This is a genomic window from Saccharothrix sp. S26, assembly GCF_021390395.1.
Taxonomy (GTDB): domain Bacteria; phylum Actinomycetota; class Actinomycetes; order Mycobacteriales; family Pseudonocardiaceae; genus Actinosynnema.
Genome location: NZ_JAJUWT010000038.1, coordinates 16,237 through 30,003 on the forward strand (window position 1 = coordinate 16,237; position 13,767 = coordinate 30,003).

A 13,767-nucleotide genomic window follows, 5' to 3' on the forward strand; every position below is an offset into this window, starting at 1 on the left:
ATGCAAACCTGGGCCAAGCGCGGTCTGAAGACCGCACTTGTCACGGGTGGTTTGCTGATGCTCGGCACGGGCATCGCTTCAGCCCAGGAGAACGTCAACCCCGACGCGAAACCGAACGCGCTCGACGCGAAGGTCCGCGTCCCGGTCGACGTCGACCACAACAACCTGGGCACCCCGGTGGGCAACCACGACCTGCCCTCCGTGCACCAGGAGATCGGCACCCCGAGCCTGAGCAGCGGGCCCGTGCGCGACCTCGACGTGCAGGCCAACCCGCTGGTGCGCACCGCGCACGAGCGGTTGACCGGCGTCGACTCCTCGGGCCTGACCCGCGGCAACACCGCCGACGCGGACCTGGTCGTGCCGGTGAGCGCCTGCGGCAACGCCATCGCCGCCGGCGGCAACGCCTACACCGAAGGCATCTGCGTGCAGTCGGCCACCAGCGCCGACAAGATCCGGACCGACGGCTCCTACGCCCCCCTGGCGGGCAACGTGGCGCACGCCGCCGCGGCGGTCGCGCCCCAGGTCAACGGCAACGCCGTCGCCGCATTGGCCAACGCCGAGTCCCGGGCCACCTCCTACCAGCAGGCGGTCGCCGGCGACGACATCAAGACCTCGGGCCAGGACGGCTCGCTGTCGGGCAACATCGCCGCCGTCCAGGGCGCGCTGCCCGCGCAGGTGACCAACAACGCGGTCGCCGCGGGCGGCAACTCCTACACCGAGGCCACGTCGTCCAGCGACGCGCAGGCCACCGGCTCGCTGAGCACCACCGGCGACCGCAGCACCGCGGGCGGCAACGTGCTCGGCGTGCCGGTCGCCCCGATCGTCGCGGTCACCGGCAACGGCGTCGGCGCGGTGGGCAACGCCGAGGCCGTCACCGAGAACCGGGCGTCGTCCGACGCGGGCACCACCAACCGTGACCGGACCGACCTGCCGATGTGGTCCTCCACCTCCGGCAACGGCGCCACCCTCGCGGGCAACGTGGTCCAGCCCGCGTTCGCGGGCCCCGTCGCCGCGGGCGACAACGCGCTGGCCGGCGGCGGCAACGCCCGCGTCACCAACGCGATGGCGCACGACGCCGAAGCGGGCGGCAACAGCTACACCTCCGGCCAGGACTCGGTGCTGTCCGGCAACTTCGGCGACGCCCCGCTCGCCCTGCCGGTCTCCGGCGCGGGCAACTCGCTGTCCGGCATCGGCACCACCGCGGCCCGGCACGCGAACACGGCCGACGCGGTCGCGGGCGGCGACACCTACACCAACGGCGACCGGTCCGTGCTGTCGGCCAACGCGGCGAACCTCCCGCCCGCCGGCGCGGCCGACCTGTGCGGCAACGGCCTCACCGGCGGCGGCATCGCCGAAGCCGAGTGCCGCAACGACGTCACCGTCGACTCGGGCGGCTACAACGGCACGACCGGCAACGACGCGGTCGGCTCCGGCAACATCGGCCAGGTGCCGGTCGGCCTGCCCGCGGAGGCGTTCGGCAACGGCGTCGGCGCGGCGGGCACGCCCACCGGCCGGGCCACCGAGAACAAGAACGTGCGCTCGGGCCGGGTGGCGACCAGCGTGGACGACAACGGCACCGTGTCCAGCAACGTGATCTCCACCCCGACCGCCCTGGGCGGCCAGGTGTTCGGCAACGCGGCCGGCGCGGTCGCCAACCCGACGTCGAAGACCGACAGCGACACCGAGATCGACCTCGGCAACCCGCCCAAGGCCAACGGCAAGCACGGTTCGGTCTCCGGCAACATCGTGCACGTGCCCACCTCCAACCCGGCCCAGGTCTTCGGCGACTCCGCCGTCGCCGTCGGCAACGGCTCGTCCGACACCGACAGCAAGCTCGACTCCCGCTCCGGCGGCACCGCCATCACCACCGGCGACGAGGGCTCGCTGTCGGGCAACGTGCTCTCGCTGCCCGAGGCGTCCTCGCCGCAGGTGTTCGGCAGCGCGGTCGGCGCGGGCAGCAACGTCGAGTCGGAGAGCCGCAACCAGTTCGGCTCGCACTCCGGCGGCGACGTGCAGACCTCCGGCGACGACGGCTCGTTCTCCGGCAACGGCATCGGCGCGCAGCCCGCGGTCCCGTTGCAGGTGTTCGGCGACACCCTCACCGCGGCCGGCAACGGCGAGTCGCAGACGGACAACCGGACCGGTCTGATCGCCGGCGGCGAGCACCTGACCTCCGCCGAGGACAGCGCGTGGTCGGGCAACCTGTTCACCGCGCCCGCCGGCGTCACGCCGTCGGTGCACGGTGACGCGGTGACCGTCGGCGGCCTCGCGGACGCCGCGACCGCGAGCCGGTCGAGCAGCCAGTCCGGTGGTGTCACCACCACCGAGGGCCGCGGCCCGGTCACCTCCCACGACCTGGAGGTGCCGACCGAGGCGTTCGCCCGCCTGTTCGGCATCCCGGTGGACGTGGTCGGCACCGCCACCGCGAACGCGCAGGACCGCAACGACGTGCGCACCGGTGACGACAAGGGCGACGACACCCGCGCGCCCGAGGCGAACCGGGGCATCCAGCTCCCGGCCGGCGTCGACCGCCTGTTGCAGGTCACCGAGCTGCCGGACCTGGGCCTGGTGAACCGCCTGCCGCAGTACACCGTGCCGCTGGGCACGCCCGGCCTGGACGAGCTGCGCGGCCTGCCGATCGCGGGCCTGCGCCAGGCCCAGCTGCCGGGCGGCGCGCTGCTGAGCCGTGCGGTCCCGCGGCCCGACGCGGACGCGGTCAAGGCCGTGAAGCCGTCCGCCGGTGGCCCGGTGGCCGCGCTGACCCAGGCGGAGCTGCCGTCGCCCACGGCCCCGATCGGCGCGCTGTCGCAGGCCGAGCTGCCCTCGCCGTCGGCCCCGATCGGCGCGTTGTCCCAGGCGGAGCTGCCGCCCTCGGTCACCGGCCCGGTCGGCGCGCTGACCCAGGCCGAGCTGCCGACCCAGCAGCTGCCGCGGTTGGCCGGCATCGAGCAGGTCGGCGAAGTCGCGCGGGCCGCGTTCCGCTCGGCGCCCGCCGTGTCCTCGCTGACCCGGTCGGTGCGGTCGGACTCCGAAGAGCGCTCGTTCGGCGGCACCCTGCCGCTGGTCGGCGACCTGGTGCAGACGCAGGGCATCCCGGCGGTGGACGACCTGCCGCTGCACAGCCTGACCGGCGGCGGCCGCACGGTGTCGTCGCTGCCCGTCGCGGCTCCGGCCGGCCTGCCGTTCGTGCTGCCGGTGCCGGGCGTGGCCCAGCCGCGCAGCGAGTCCCCGCTGGTGCCGCCGATGGCGCTGAGCGGCATGAACGTCAACCCGGTGCAGGGTGGCGTCGGCCCGACGCGGTTCACCGAGACGCAGGCCCCGGCCCTGGCGGCGATGGACGCGCGCAGCGTGTTCAACGCCCTGGAGGACACGACCGTGCTGCCGCGCATCTGATCCACCTCCCCGCGACCGGGCCCCTGGCACCTCACGTGCCAGGGGCCCGGCCCGCGTTCACGGGTCAGTGGCGCAGGAGTTCCTCGACGTGCGCGATCACCGAGTGCACCGGCGCTTCGCCGTCGCTGGTCACCCAGCACACCCGCACCCCGGTCCGCACCCGTTCGCCACCGAGCCGCACCGCACGCCCGGCCAGCTCGCGCACCCGGGCCGCGACCTCCTCGCCGCTGCCGTTCGGGTGCTCGGCGACCACGGCGAACGAGTCGCCGCCGTACCGGGCCACCGTGTAGTCGGCGCGCAGGCCCTGCCGCAACCGTTTCGCCAGCACGGTGAGCAGCTCGTCGCCGCGCTTGAAGCCGTGCGCCGCGTTCACCGCCGCCATGCGGTGCACGTCGGCCAGCACCAGGCTCGCCAACGTGCCCTGGGTGCGGGCCCGGATCAACGCCTGGTCCAGCCGGTCGAGCAGCAGCGCCCGGCCGGGCAGCCCGGTCAGCGCGTCGAGCAGCCCGGCGCTGTGCGGCACGTCCGCCTGCACCGGCCGCAGCAGCACCAGCACCTGCCCGCGCACCACGATCGGGTAGTACTCGGCCCAGACCTGCGCGTGCGGCAGCACCATCGGGATCGTCAGCGGCGACCCGGTGCGCAGCACCTGCGCGGCGAGCTCGGCACAGGTCGGCAGGGGCGCGCCGGAGTCGTCACGGGCGCGGGCGTCACCGAGCAGCGAGGACGCCATGGGGTTCGCGGCGAGCACCACGCCGTGCTCGTCCTGCAGCAGTACCCCGACCGGGAGGTCCGAGACGAACTCGTCCCACACCGCACGGGAAGCCGTTGTCTCCACGGTACTCATAGGACTCGTGCCTTCCGCTGAGGCAGGGCCTGTCCGTGAAGAGCCTCCCCCGCGGGCAGCGGGCTTTCAATAGCCCCGAGGCCACCCGGTCCGGTGATCTTTGGCCGGAGGTGTAACGCCCAGCCGGTCCAGCATCCCGGCGAAGTCCTCCTCGGACACGATCGGCACCCGGTACGCTCGCGCCCGCTGTGCCTTGGTCGACAGCGTGAACGGGTCCGCGGCCACGACCACCCGCGTCGCCCTGGTCACGTGACCCTGGCTGACCAGCCCAGCCGACGCCGCCCGGTCGACCCACTCCTCGCGCGGCGCGTGCATCTGCCCGGTGAACACCACCCGGTCACCGCGCACCAACGCCACCAGCTCCGGCCGGCGCGACACCGGCGCGGCCACCCCGCGCCGCACCTCGACCACGTCGTCGGGCAGCGGCAGGCTCGGCACGGGCTCGGCCTGCGGCACGCCGAACCGCAGGTAGTGGGCGAACAGCCGGGCCGTGGCGCGGGCGTCGTGCAACGCGGAGTGCGCCGAGTCGAGCACCACCCCCGCGGCCTCGCAGCACGCCGCCAACGACCGCCCGGCCCGGTTCGGCAGGTACCGGTCGGCCAGGCGCATCGTGCACAGGCCCGTCACGGGCAGGTCCACCCCGGCGCGGGCGAACTCGGCGGTCAGGAACCGGGCGTCGAAGGACAGGTTGTGCGCGACGACCACCCGCCCGGCGAGGCGCGCCGCCAACGCGCCCGCGGCCCGCGCGAACGTCGGCGCGTGCCACACGTCGGCCGCGCGGATGCGGTGCACGTGCTGCGGCCCGAGGTCGCGCCCGGGGTTCAGCAGGGTGCACCACTCGTCGGTCACCCGGCCCGCGTCGTCCAACCCGACGACGGCCACCTCGACCACCCGGTCCGAACCGCGCGCGGCGAACCCGGTCGTCTCCACGTCGACCACGGCGTACCCCATGATCGACGGACAGTACCGATCATGGTCACGCGGCCAGCGCGCGGAGCACGAGATCGACGACCGCGTCGGCGAACTCGCCGGTCAACGGCGCCGTGCGCAGGAACCACCGCTGGTACACGGGGCCCAGCAACAACTCCACGGCCGCCGTCACGTCGACGTCGGCCCGCACCTCACCCACCCGTTGGGCCGCGCGTAATCGGTCCTCCAGCGCCATCCGGCGCGGCATCAGCAGCAACGTCACCAGGTCCGTGCGCTCCTCGTGCACCAGCACCCGGCACACCTGGTCGAACCGCCGTTCGGCCAACTCCTCGGCCGCGGTCCGCAGCTCGCGCTTGAGGTCGACCGCCAGCACACCGCTGGGCAGCGCGTCCGGCCCGACCGGCCCGAACTCGACGAACGCGTCGAACAGCAACGGCCCCTTCGACGGCCACCAGCGGTAGATCGTCTGCTTGCCGACCCCGGCCCGGGCGGCGACCGCCTCGATGGTCAACCGGGAGTAGCCGAGCGACTCGAGCAGCTCCAGCGCGGCCACGAGGATCGCCCGCCTCGAACGGTCGCTGCGCCGCGCCGCGTCGGGTGGCATCGTTCGATCGTAAGCGCAGTTCTGCGGTGCGGGAATGATCCACAACCGCCGGGGACGGCGGCCCGGAGCGCGGCGGCCGCCTTCGACCGCTCGGCTCGCCGCGCGAGCAGGTACTCGTACGGCGACTTGCCGTAGGCGGCGCGGAACTCGCGGCTCAGGCTGCCGGCGGGCACGTTCGCGGCCCGGGCCAGCGCCACCACGTCCAGCGGCCGCGCGTGCTCGCGGTCGATCCGGTCACGCACCCGGCGCAACCGCTTCAGGTCCTCCAACCGGCGCGCGGCGGCGCGTGCGCGGGCCCACCCGGGGTGGCACACCCGGTCAGCCGACTTCCTGGATGCGGACCAGGTTGCCCGCCGGGTCGCGGAACGCGCAGTCGCGGATGCCGTACGGCTGCACGGTCGGCTCCTGCACCACCTCGCCGTCGGCCTCGCGCACCTTCGCGAACGTGCCGTCGAGGTCGCGCGTGGCCAGCAGGATCCAGCCGTAGGTGCCCTTGGCCATCATCTCGGTGATGGTGCGGCGCTCGTCCTCGGTGACGTTGGGGTCGGCGGCGGGCGGGGCCAGGAGGATCGACGTGTCCGGTTGGCCGGCGGGACCGACCGTGATCCAGCGCATCCGACCCTGCCCGACGTCGCTGCGGACCTCGAAGCCGAGGACGTCGCGGTAGAAGGTCAAGGACGCTTCCGGGTCGTCGTGCGGCAGGAAGCTCGTGTGAATCGTGAGGTCCATGCGCCGAGCCTAGGTCGGCGGTCTGACCTGCGCTTCTCGATTCCTGATCGCTCCCGTGCCCCGGACGTCTAGGGTGCTCGCGTGCGTGCCGACCGGTTGGTTTCGCTGGTCCTCCTGCTGCGCCGGCACGGCCGGCTGTCGGCCACGGCGCTGGCCCGCGAGCTGGAGGTGTCCACGCGCACCGTGCTGCGCGACGTCGAGGCGCTGTCCGCGGCCGGCGTCCCGGTCTACGCCGAACGCGGCCGGCACGGCGGGTTCGCGCTGCTGCCCGGTTTCCGGACCGAGCTCACCGGGCTCAACCACGACGAGGCCCTGGCCCTGCTGGTCGCGGGTTCACGGCGCGGCGCGCAGGCGTTCGGCCTGGGCTCGGCGCTCGCCTCGGCCGTGCTCAAGGTGGTCGACGCGCTGCCCGAGAGCCAACGCGACACGGCGGCCGGCGTGGCCGAGCGCCTGCTCATCGACCCCGAGACCGACCTGCTCGCGCGTCGGCAGGTCGTCGACGAGGTGCCCGGCCCGGTGGCGGCGCAGGTCCGGCGCGCGGTGTTCGCGGGCCACAAGCTGCGCATCCGCTACGCGGCGGTGGGCCAGGAACCGCGCTGGCGCACGGTCGACCCGATCGGCCTGGTCACCGTGCGGGACCAGGGCTACCTGCTGGCCACGAGGTCCGGCGCGGACCGCACCTACCGGCTGTCGCGGATCCTGGCCGCGGAGGAGCTCGACGAACCCGCGCAGCGACCGGACCGGGTCGACCTCGACCGGGCGTGGCAGGAGCGCAGCACCCGGTTCCGCGCCGGTGACGACCAGGTGACCGCGCTGGTGCGGGTGGCGCCGGCCCGGCGGGAGGACCTGGTGGGCACCGCGGTGGCCGTCCTCGCCGAAACCGCCGACCCGGGCGGCTGGCCGCGGTTGGAGGTCGCGTTCCAGGACCGGCGGCACGCCGAGTGGGCGTTGTGGCAGCTCTCCACCAACGCCGAGGTGCTCGCACCGCACTGGCTGCGCGTCGCCCTGCACGACCGCGCCGTCGCCGTGGCCGCCCGCCACAAATCGTTGGCGGGCGACGGCGAGCACTGCTAGCGTTCCGGCGGCCGTGCGAGAGAACGAGGAGGTGGTACCCGTGCACATGTCGACATGGGTGCTCCCCTCCGGGGTCACGGTCGGGCGGTAGGTCGTCCGGGAGCGCCGTCCGCGAGCACTCCCGAAAGGCACGACCGTGCGATTCACCACCGAACAACGCCTCGACGACGGCGTCCTCGAACGCGAGTTCACCCTCGGCGAGATCCCCGGCATCCTCTGGACGCCCGCCTCCTCCCCCACGCCCGCCCCGCTGGTCCTGGTCGGCCACCCCGGTGGGCTGCGCCGGATGTACCCCCGAGTGGCGGCCCGGGCCCGGCACACCGCGGCGCAGGGCTTCGCCGCGGTCACCATCGAGCTGCCCGGCGCGGGCGACCGACCCCGTTCCGCTGCGGCCGACCAGGCCCGCGCCGACCTGCGCCGGGCCCTGGAGGCGGGCGAGCCGGTCGACGAGATCGTCGAACGACTCGTGCCCCCGCTGGTCGACCAGGCGGTCCCCGAGTGGCAGGCCACCCTCGACGCCGTGCTGGCGCTGCCCGAGGTCGGCGGCCCGGTCGGGTACTCGGGCGGGTTGATCGGCGTCGGCATCCGGCTGGCGGTGGTCGAGCCGCGCATCTCGGCCGCCGTGCTGTTCGCCGGCAGCTACGTGCCGCGCGCCATGGTCGAGGAGGCGCGGCAGGTCACCGTTCCGCTGCTGGTCCTGCTCCAGTGGGACGACGAGGGCAACGACCGGCAGTTGGCGCTGGACCTGTTCGACGCCTTCGGCTCGCGGGAGAAGACGCTGCACGCCAACCTGGGCGGGCACACCGGCGTCCCGGACTTCGAGGGCGAGGACGCCACCCGGTTCCTCACCCGCCACCTGAGGTGAGGCCGTAGGCAGGCGGCCGCACGACCCGCCCCGATCGACACCGGTCGGGGCGGTCGTGCGACCGGACGGCTGTAGGGTCGCACCGCGCGACGTCGAGATCAGGCGGCATGCCCGAGTCACCGCGCTGGTCCACACGCCGGACACCCGCGGACGGAAGGCTGGCCATGCGGAAACTGGTCTACGGCATGAACGTGACCCTGGACGGCTACATCGCCGCGCCCGGCGACGACATCGGCTGGAGCGGCCCGCCGAACGACGAGCTGTTCGGGTTCTGGCTCGACCGGGAGCTGGGCATCGACCTGATGCTGTACGGGCGCAAGCTGTGGCAGGCGATGAGCTCCCACTGGCCGACCGCCGACGAGCAGCCCGACGCGACCCCGGCGCAGGTCGAGTACGCCCGCAACTGGCGGGACACGCCGAAGGTGGTGTTCTCCTCGACGCTCGACCGGGTCGACTGGAACACCCGCCTGGTCACCGGGGACGCGGTCGCCGAGATCACCCGGCTGAAGGCCGAGGCGGGCGGCCCGATGGAGATCGGGGGCGCGACGCTGGCCGCGGCGGCGATGCGTGCCGGGCTGATCGACGAGTACCTGCTGATCACCCACCCGGTCCTGGTCGGTGGCGGCACCCCGTTCTTCACCGCGCTGGACGACTGGGTGAACCTGGACCTGGTGGAAACGCGGGCGATGCCTGGCGGCGCGGTCCTGACCAGGTACGAGACGAGGCGCTGAACCGCGCCACCCACGCGCCGCAGGGGCCGGGTCAGCCCTGGGCGAGGTCGGCGAAGCGGCTGTAGTGCAGCTGGTGGGCCACGGTGATGGTGGCCGTCGGGCCGGCGCGGTGCTTGGCGATGATCAGGTCCGCCTCGCCGGCACGCGGGTCGTCGCGCTCCCAGGCGTCCGGGCGGTTGATCAGGATCACCATGTCGGCGTCCTGCTCCAGCGAGCCGGACTCGCGCAGGTCCGACAGCTGCGGGCGCTTGTCGGTCCGCTGCTCCGGGCCTCGGTTGAGCTGGCTGATCGCGATCACCGGCACCTCGAGCTCCTTGGCGATCAGCTTCAGGTTCCGGGAGAACTCCGAGACCTCCTGCTGGCGCGACTCGCTGCGCTTGCCCGACGACATCAGCTGGAGGTAGTCGACCACCACCAGCCGCAGGTCGTGGCGCTGCTTCAACCGCCGCGCCTTCGCCCGGATCTCCATCATGGTCAGGTTCGGCGAGTCGTCCACGAACAACGGCGCCTCGCTGATCTCGCTCATCCGCCGCGCCAACCGGGTCCAGTCGTCGTCGCTCATGCGCCCACCGCGCATGTCACCGAGCCGGATCCGCGCCTCGGCCGACAGCATGCGCATGACGATCTCGGTGCGCGACATCTCCAGCGAGAAGATCGCGCTGGTCAACCCGTGCTTCACCGAGCAGGACCTGGCGAAATCCAGTCCCAGCGTCGACTTGCCCACGCCGGGACGGGCGGCGACGATGATCATCTGGCCGGGGTGCAGGCCGTTGGTCAGCTCGTCCAGGTCGGCGAAGCCGGTGGGGATGCCCAGTGACGAGCCGCCGCGCGAGGCGATGGCGTCGATCTCGTCCATGGTCGGCTGGAGCAGCTCCTCCAGCACCACGTAGTCCTCGGTCGTGCGGCGCTCGGTGACCTCGTAGATCGCCGCCTGCGCCCGGTCCACGACCTCGTCCACGTCGGCGCCCTCGGCGCCGTTGTAGCCGAGCTGGACGATCCGCGTGCCCGCCTCGACCAGCCGCCGCAGCACGGCCTTCTCCGCCACGATCTCGGCGTAGTAGGAGGCGTTGGCGGCCGTCGGCACGGTCGCGATCAGGGTGTGCAGGTACGGCGCGCCGCCCACGCGCAGCAGCTCGCCCCGGCGTTCGAGCTCGGCGGACACCGTGATCGGGTCGGCGGGCTCGCCCCGGCCGTACAGGTCGAGGATGCAGTCGTACACGGCCTGGTGCGCGGGCCGGTAGAAGTCGTTGGGCGCGAGGACCTCGACCACGTCGGCGATCGCGTCCTTGCTCAGCAGCATCCCGCCGAGCACCGACTGCTCGGCGGCGAGGTCCTGCGGCGGCTGCCGTTCGAAGCCGGGCTCGGCCATGCCCCGGTCGTCCACCAGCGCCACCGTGAGCTCACCCCAATCTGCTGCCGTGCGGGTTTGTTGTACCTCGTGGGTCCGACAATGTCCGCCACGCCACGCCCGTGGTCCAGCGACGCTAGAGCCACCTGGATGGCGTAGGCAAACCCACCTGTGGACAACTCGGTGGACAGCTTGGGGATGGCCGGGCCGAGCTGACCACAGGGCTGGGGAAAGCTGTGGACAACCTGGGTACAACTCAGGCCCAGACAAAAGTTAACGCAGGTCAGAGCCTGTGGATAAGTTTGTGGAAAAGTCGTTCGTCACACCTTCGGCGTGTCGCGTGCAACCGCGGCCACGGCGTGTCGCGCACGAGGTGTCACAGGAGTTGTCCACAGGCGGACGTGCGAAAGCGCCGCCCGACCAGAACACCTGGTCGAACGGCGCTTCCGGTGATCGTCAGAGCGCGTTCGCGACCTCGACCGAGAGCGACACGGTGACCTCCGGGTGGAGCCGGACGTTCACCGAGTGCTTGCCGAGGGTCTTGATGTGACCCGCGATCTCGACGGCCCGCTTGTCCAGCGTGGGGCCGCCGGCCGCACGCACGGCCGACACGACGTCGGACGAGGTGACGGAGCCGAACAGCTTCTTCGAGCCGGCCGCGGCCTTGGCCTTCAGCGTCACGGAGCCGAGGCCCTCGAGCGTGGCCTTGATCTCCTTGGCGTGGTCCAGGTCGCGGACCCGGCGGGTCTCCTGCGCCCGGCGGATGACCTCCACCTGCTTGGCCGCGCCCTTGCTGGCGAGGATCGCCAGGCCGCGGGGCAGCAGGTAGTTGCGGCCGTAGCCGTCCTTGACCTCGACGATGTCGCCGGGGCCGCCGAGGCCGGTCACGTCAGCGGTGAGGATGAGCTTCACGATGCCGTCCCCTTTCTCAGCGAGCGGTCGAGGTGTAGGGCAGCAGCGCCATCTCGCGGGCGTTCTTGACGGCGACCGCGACGTCGCGCTGGTGCTGGGAGCAGTTGCCGGTGACCCGGCGGGCGCGGATCTTGCCCCGGTCCGAGATGTACTTCCGGAGCAGGGTGGTGTCCTTGTAGTCGATCAGGTTGGCGTTGCGGTCCTTGCAGAACGCGCAGACCTTCTTCTTGGGCTTGCGCACAGGCGGCTTGGCCATGTGTGAACTCCTGGTATTACGCAGTGAAGTGTGGAGTGGACCGGTGCCGGTCTAGAAGGGGGGCTCGTCGGCGAAGCCACCGGAGCCGGCCGGGGGCGCGGAGCCCCACGGGTCGTCGGCCGGTGCGCCGCCGCCGCCACCGCGGGACTGACCGCCGCCGCCGAAGCCGCCGCCGCCGTCCCCGCGGCTCACCTTGTTGACCTTCGCGGTCGCGTAGCGCAGCGAGGGGCCGATCTCGTCGACCTCAAGCTCGATGACGGTGCGCTTCTCGCCTTCCTTCGTCTCGAAGGAACGCTGGCGCAGCCGCCCGGTCACGAGCACGCGCGAACCGCGGGTGAGGGACTCGGCCACGTTCTCCGCGACCTGCCGCCACACGTTGCACCGCAGGAACAGCGCTTCGCCGTCCTTCCACTCACCGCTCGCCCGGTCGAACGTGCGGGGGGTGGAGGCCACGGTGAAGCTCGCCACCGCGGCGCCGGACTGGGTGAAGCGGAGCTCGGGGTCGGCGGTCAGGTTGCCGACCACCGTGATCGTCGTCTCGCCTGCCATGTGTCGGGGGCTCCTAGGCCTTGGCGGCGATTCGCGCCGCGGTCTTCGCGGCCTTGGCGGGCTCGCGCCGGATGACCTTCGTCCGGAGCACCGTCTCCTGCAGACCCAGCTGGCGGTCCAGCTCCTTCACCGCGTCGGGGGTCGAGATCAGGTCGAGGACGGCGTAGATGCCCTCGGAGTTCTTGTTGATCTCGAAGCTCAGCCGGCGCTTGCCCCACACCTCGACCTTCTCCACGTTGCCACCCGTGGTGCGGATGACGTTGAGGAACGTGTCAAGGGACGGCGCGATCGTGCGCTCGTCGAGACTGGGGTCGAGGATGACCATCACTTCGTAATGACGCATGAAGACCACTCACCTCCTGTGGACTCGGCGGCCACGGACGTTCCGTGGCAGGAGGGTCGTCGCGTCAGCAACCCGAGAAGGGTAACAGGTGGTGGAGGTCGGGTTTACCAGGGCCTTTGCCGCGGCCGCTCAGGCGACGGCGCGGCGCAGCACCCAGGTGCGCACGAGCGCGCCCGTCACGCACGACAGCAGCAGCACGGCCAGCAGCACGGGGGCCGCCACGCCGCCGCCCATCCGGCCGGAGCCGGGCAGGGCCTGGGCGCGGCCCGCGGTCTGCACGCCGTCGTCGTCACCCGCGCCCGGCACGCCGTAACCGGGCCGGTAGCCGCTCACGCCGCCGCCGTAGCGCACGCCGGGCGACGGCGCGTACCGGCCGGGCACGGCGAACGGCAGGGCGCCGTAGCTGAACAGCGGCACGCGGCCGAAGTTGCCGCCCCACGGGTTGGAGCCGTACAGCGGCACGTCGAGCCCGCCGACGCCGCCGACCGGGCTGGTGGCCGGATTCCCGGCGGGCGGGGTGGCGCCGGGCTGGGAGGTGCCGGGCGTGCCGCCGGGCTGACCGGTCTGCGGCGGCGGGTTGGGCGACGGCTTGCCGCCCGGCAGCCCCGGGAGCTGTTCGACCGCCTGCTGGGAGGCGTCCGCGAGCGCCCGCGAGCCGTCCTGGACGGGCGCGACGGCGGTGTTCACGCCCTGCACGGTGACGCCGCACAGTTTCGTCAGCTCGGTCCGCACGCCGTTGGACAGGGTGACGATGATCGGCCCGAGCAGCGGCAGCTTGACCAGCTCGGCGTTGACCTTGTTCGCGATCTCGCCGCCGGTGATCACGCCGGATCCGGTCGGGATGGCGCCGATCGGGATCGGCGGCAGGGCCGTGAACACCGGGCGGAACGGCTCCGCCAGCGGCGGCCCGAGCAGCGGGATCGCCCGGATGAGCTGCACGATCGGGTCGAGCACCGCGGCCGGGCTCAGCGCCACCGGTGTGCCCGGCGCGCCCTGCACGGTGGTCGCGCAGCTGCCCACGACGACGGGTTCGGCGGCCGCGGCCGACCCGGAGCCCGCGGCGGCGCCGGCCGTGCCGACCGCGAACACGACAGCCGCCGCGCTCACCAGTCGAATGAGCCGGATCCGCATGTCTGGCCTCCTGGCGTGACGCCCGCGCTCCGCGTTACCTACTTGCAAGTAACGA

The 13,767-nt window shown here is 73.0% G+C and carries 14 protein-coding genes and 1 pseudogene; 4 read left to right on the forward strand and 11 right to left on the reverse strand.

Going from position 1 to position 13,767, the window contains the following annotated elements; translation table 11 throughout:
- On the forward strand, positions 1 to 3,393 hold the full coding sequence (locus LZG04_RS40260; protein WP_233827223.1) for a hypothetical protein: 3,393 nt from the start codon (positions 1 to 3) through the stop codon (positions 3,391 to 3,393).
- Between the two features lie 64 nt (positions 3,394 to 3,457).
- Here the strand turns inward: LZG04_RS40260 and LZG04_RS40265 are convergent, their stop codons facing one another.
- From LZG04_RS40265 to LZG04_RS40285, 5 genes and pseudogenes are all read right to left on the reverse strand, one after another.
- Positions 3,458 to 4,240, reverse strand: coding sequence for a GGDEF domain-containing protein (locus LZG04_RS40265; RefSeq protein WP_233827224.1), 783 nt, complete (start codon positions 4,238 to 4,240; stop codon positions 3,458 to 3,460).
- A 66-nt stretch (positions 4,241 to 4,306) separates the two neighbouring features.
- The gene (locus LZG04_RS40270) at positions 4,307 to 5,191 is read right to left on the reverse strand and encodes an exonuclease domain-containing protein (RefSeq protein ID WP_233827225.1); all 885 of its coding nucleotides are present in this window, start codon (positions 5,189 to 5,191) and stop codon (positions 4,307 to 4,309) included.
- A gap of 25 nt (positions 5,192 to 5,216) precedes the next feature.
- The gene (locus tag LZG04_RS40275; protein WP_233827226.1) at positions 5,217 to 5,774 is read right to left on the reverse strand and encodes a TetR/AcrR family transcriptional regulator; all 558 of its coding nucleotides are present in this window, start codon (positions 5,772 to 5,774) and stop codon (positions 5,217 to 5,219) included.
- A gap of 77 nt (positions 5,775 to 5,851) precedes the next feature.
- A pseudogene (locus tag LZG04_RS40280) lies at positions 5,852 to 6,088 on the reverse strand (AraC family transcriptional regulator); the annotation flags it as partial.
- 4 nt (positions 6,089 to 6,092) lie between these two features.
- Positions 6,093 to 6,503 (reverse strand): VOC family protein, encoded by a 411-nt coding sequence (locus LZG04_RS40285; RefSeq protein ID WP_233827227.1) that lies wholly within the window; start codon positions 6,501 to 6,503, stop codon positions 6,093 to 6,095.
- A gap of 81 nt (positions 6,504 to 6,584) precedes the next feature.
- On the opposite strand from LZG04_RS40285, the gene LZG04_RS40290 reads away from it, so the two are divergent.
- The 3 genes from LZG04_RS40290 (at position 6,585) to LZG04_RS40300 (ending at position 9,173) form a co-directional block, all read left to right on the forward strand.
- On the forward strand, positions 6,585 to 7,577 hold the full coding sequence (locus tag LZG04_RS40290) for a YafY family protein (protein ID WP_233827228.1): 993 nt from the start codon (positions 6,585 to 6,587) through the stop codon (positions 7,575 to 7,577).
- A 136-nt stretch (positions 7,578 to 7,713) separates the two neighbouring features.
- The gene (locus LZG04_RS40295; RefSeq protein ID WP_233827229.1) at positions 7,714 to 8,442 is read left to right on the forward strand and encodes a dienelactone hydrolase family protein; all 729 of its coding nucleotides are present in this window, start codon (positions 7,714 to 7,716) and stop codon (positions 8,440 to 8,442) included.
- Positions 8,443 to 8,606: 164 nt separating this feature from the next.
- On the forward strand, positions 8,607 to 9,173 hold the full coding sequence (locus tag LZG04_RS40300) for a dihydrofolate reductase family protein (protein ID WP_233827230.1): 567 nt from the start codon (positions 8,607 to 8,609) through the stop codon (positions 9,171 to 9,173).
- 31 nt (positions 9,174 to 9,204) lie between these two features.
- On the opposite strand, the gene dnaB is transcribed toward LZG04_RS40300, so the two are convergent.
- From dnaB to LZG04_RS40330, 6 genes are all read right to left on the reverse strand, one after another.
- Positions 9,205 to 10,566, reverse strand: coding sequence for a replicative DNA helicase (dnaB, locus tag LZG04_RS40305; RefSeq protein ID WP_374202988.1), 1,362 nt, complete (start codon positions 10,564 to 10,566; stop codon positions 9,205 to 9,207).
- Positions 10,567 to 10,977: 411 nt separating this feature from the next.
- Complete coding sequence (gene rplI / locus LZG04_RS40310; RefSeq protein WP_233827253.1) at positions 10,978 to 11,436, reverse strand: 50S ribosomal protein L9; 459 nt, start codon at positions 11,434 to 11,436, stop codon at positions 10,978 to 10,980.
- 13 nt (positions 11,437 to 11,449) lie between these two features.
- Positions 11,450 to 11,689, reverse strand: a complete 240-nt coding sequence (rpsR, locus tag LZG04_RS40315; protein ID WP_033428226.1) for a 30S ribosomal protein S18 — start codon at positions 11,687 to 11,689, stop codon at positions 11,450 to 11,452.
- Positions 11,690 to 11,740: 51 nt separating this feature from the next.
- Positions 11,741 to 12,238 (reverse strand): single-stranded DNA-binding protein, encoded by a 498-nt coding sequence (locus LZG04_RS40320; protein WP_141979896.1) that lies wholly within the window; start codon positions 12,236 to 12,238, stop codon positions 11,741 to 11,743.
- A 13-nt stretch (positions 12,239 to 12,251) separates the two neighbouring features.
- Positions 12,252 to 12,581 carry a 30S ribosomal protein S6 gene (gene rpsF, locus LZG04_RS40325; protein ID WP_233827231.1) on the reverse strand — a complete coding sequence of 110 codons (330 nt, stop codon included), beginning with the start codon at positions 12,579 to 12,581 and terminating at the stop codon, positions 12,252 to 12,254.
- 129 nt (positions 12,582 to 12,710) lie between these two features.
- Complete coding sequence (locus tag LZG04_RS40330) at positions 12,711 to 13,712, reverse strand: hypothetical protein (RefSeq protein WP_233827232.1); 1,002 nt, start codon at positions 13,710 to 13,712, stop codon at positions 12,711 to 12,713.
- Positions 13,713 to 13,767: the final 55 nt, after the last annotated feature.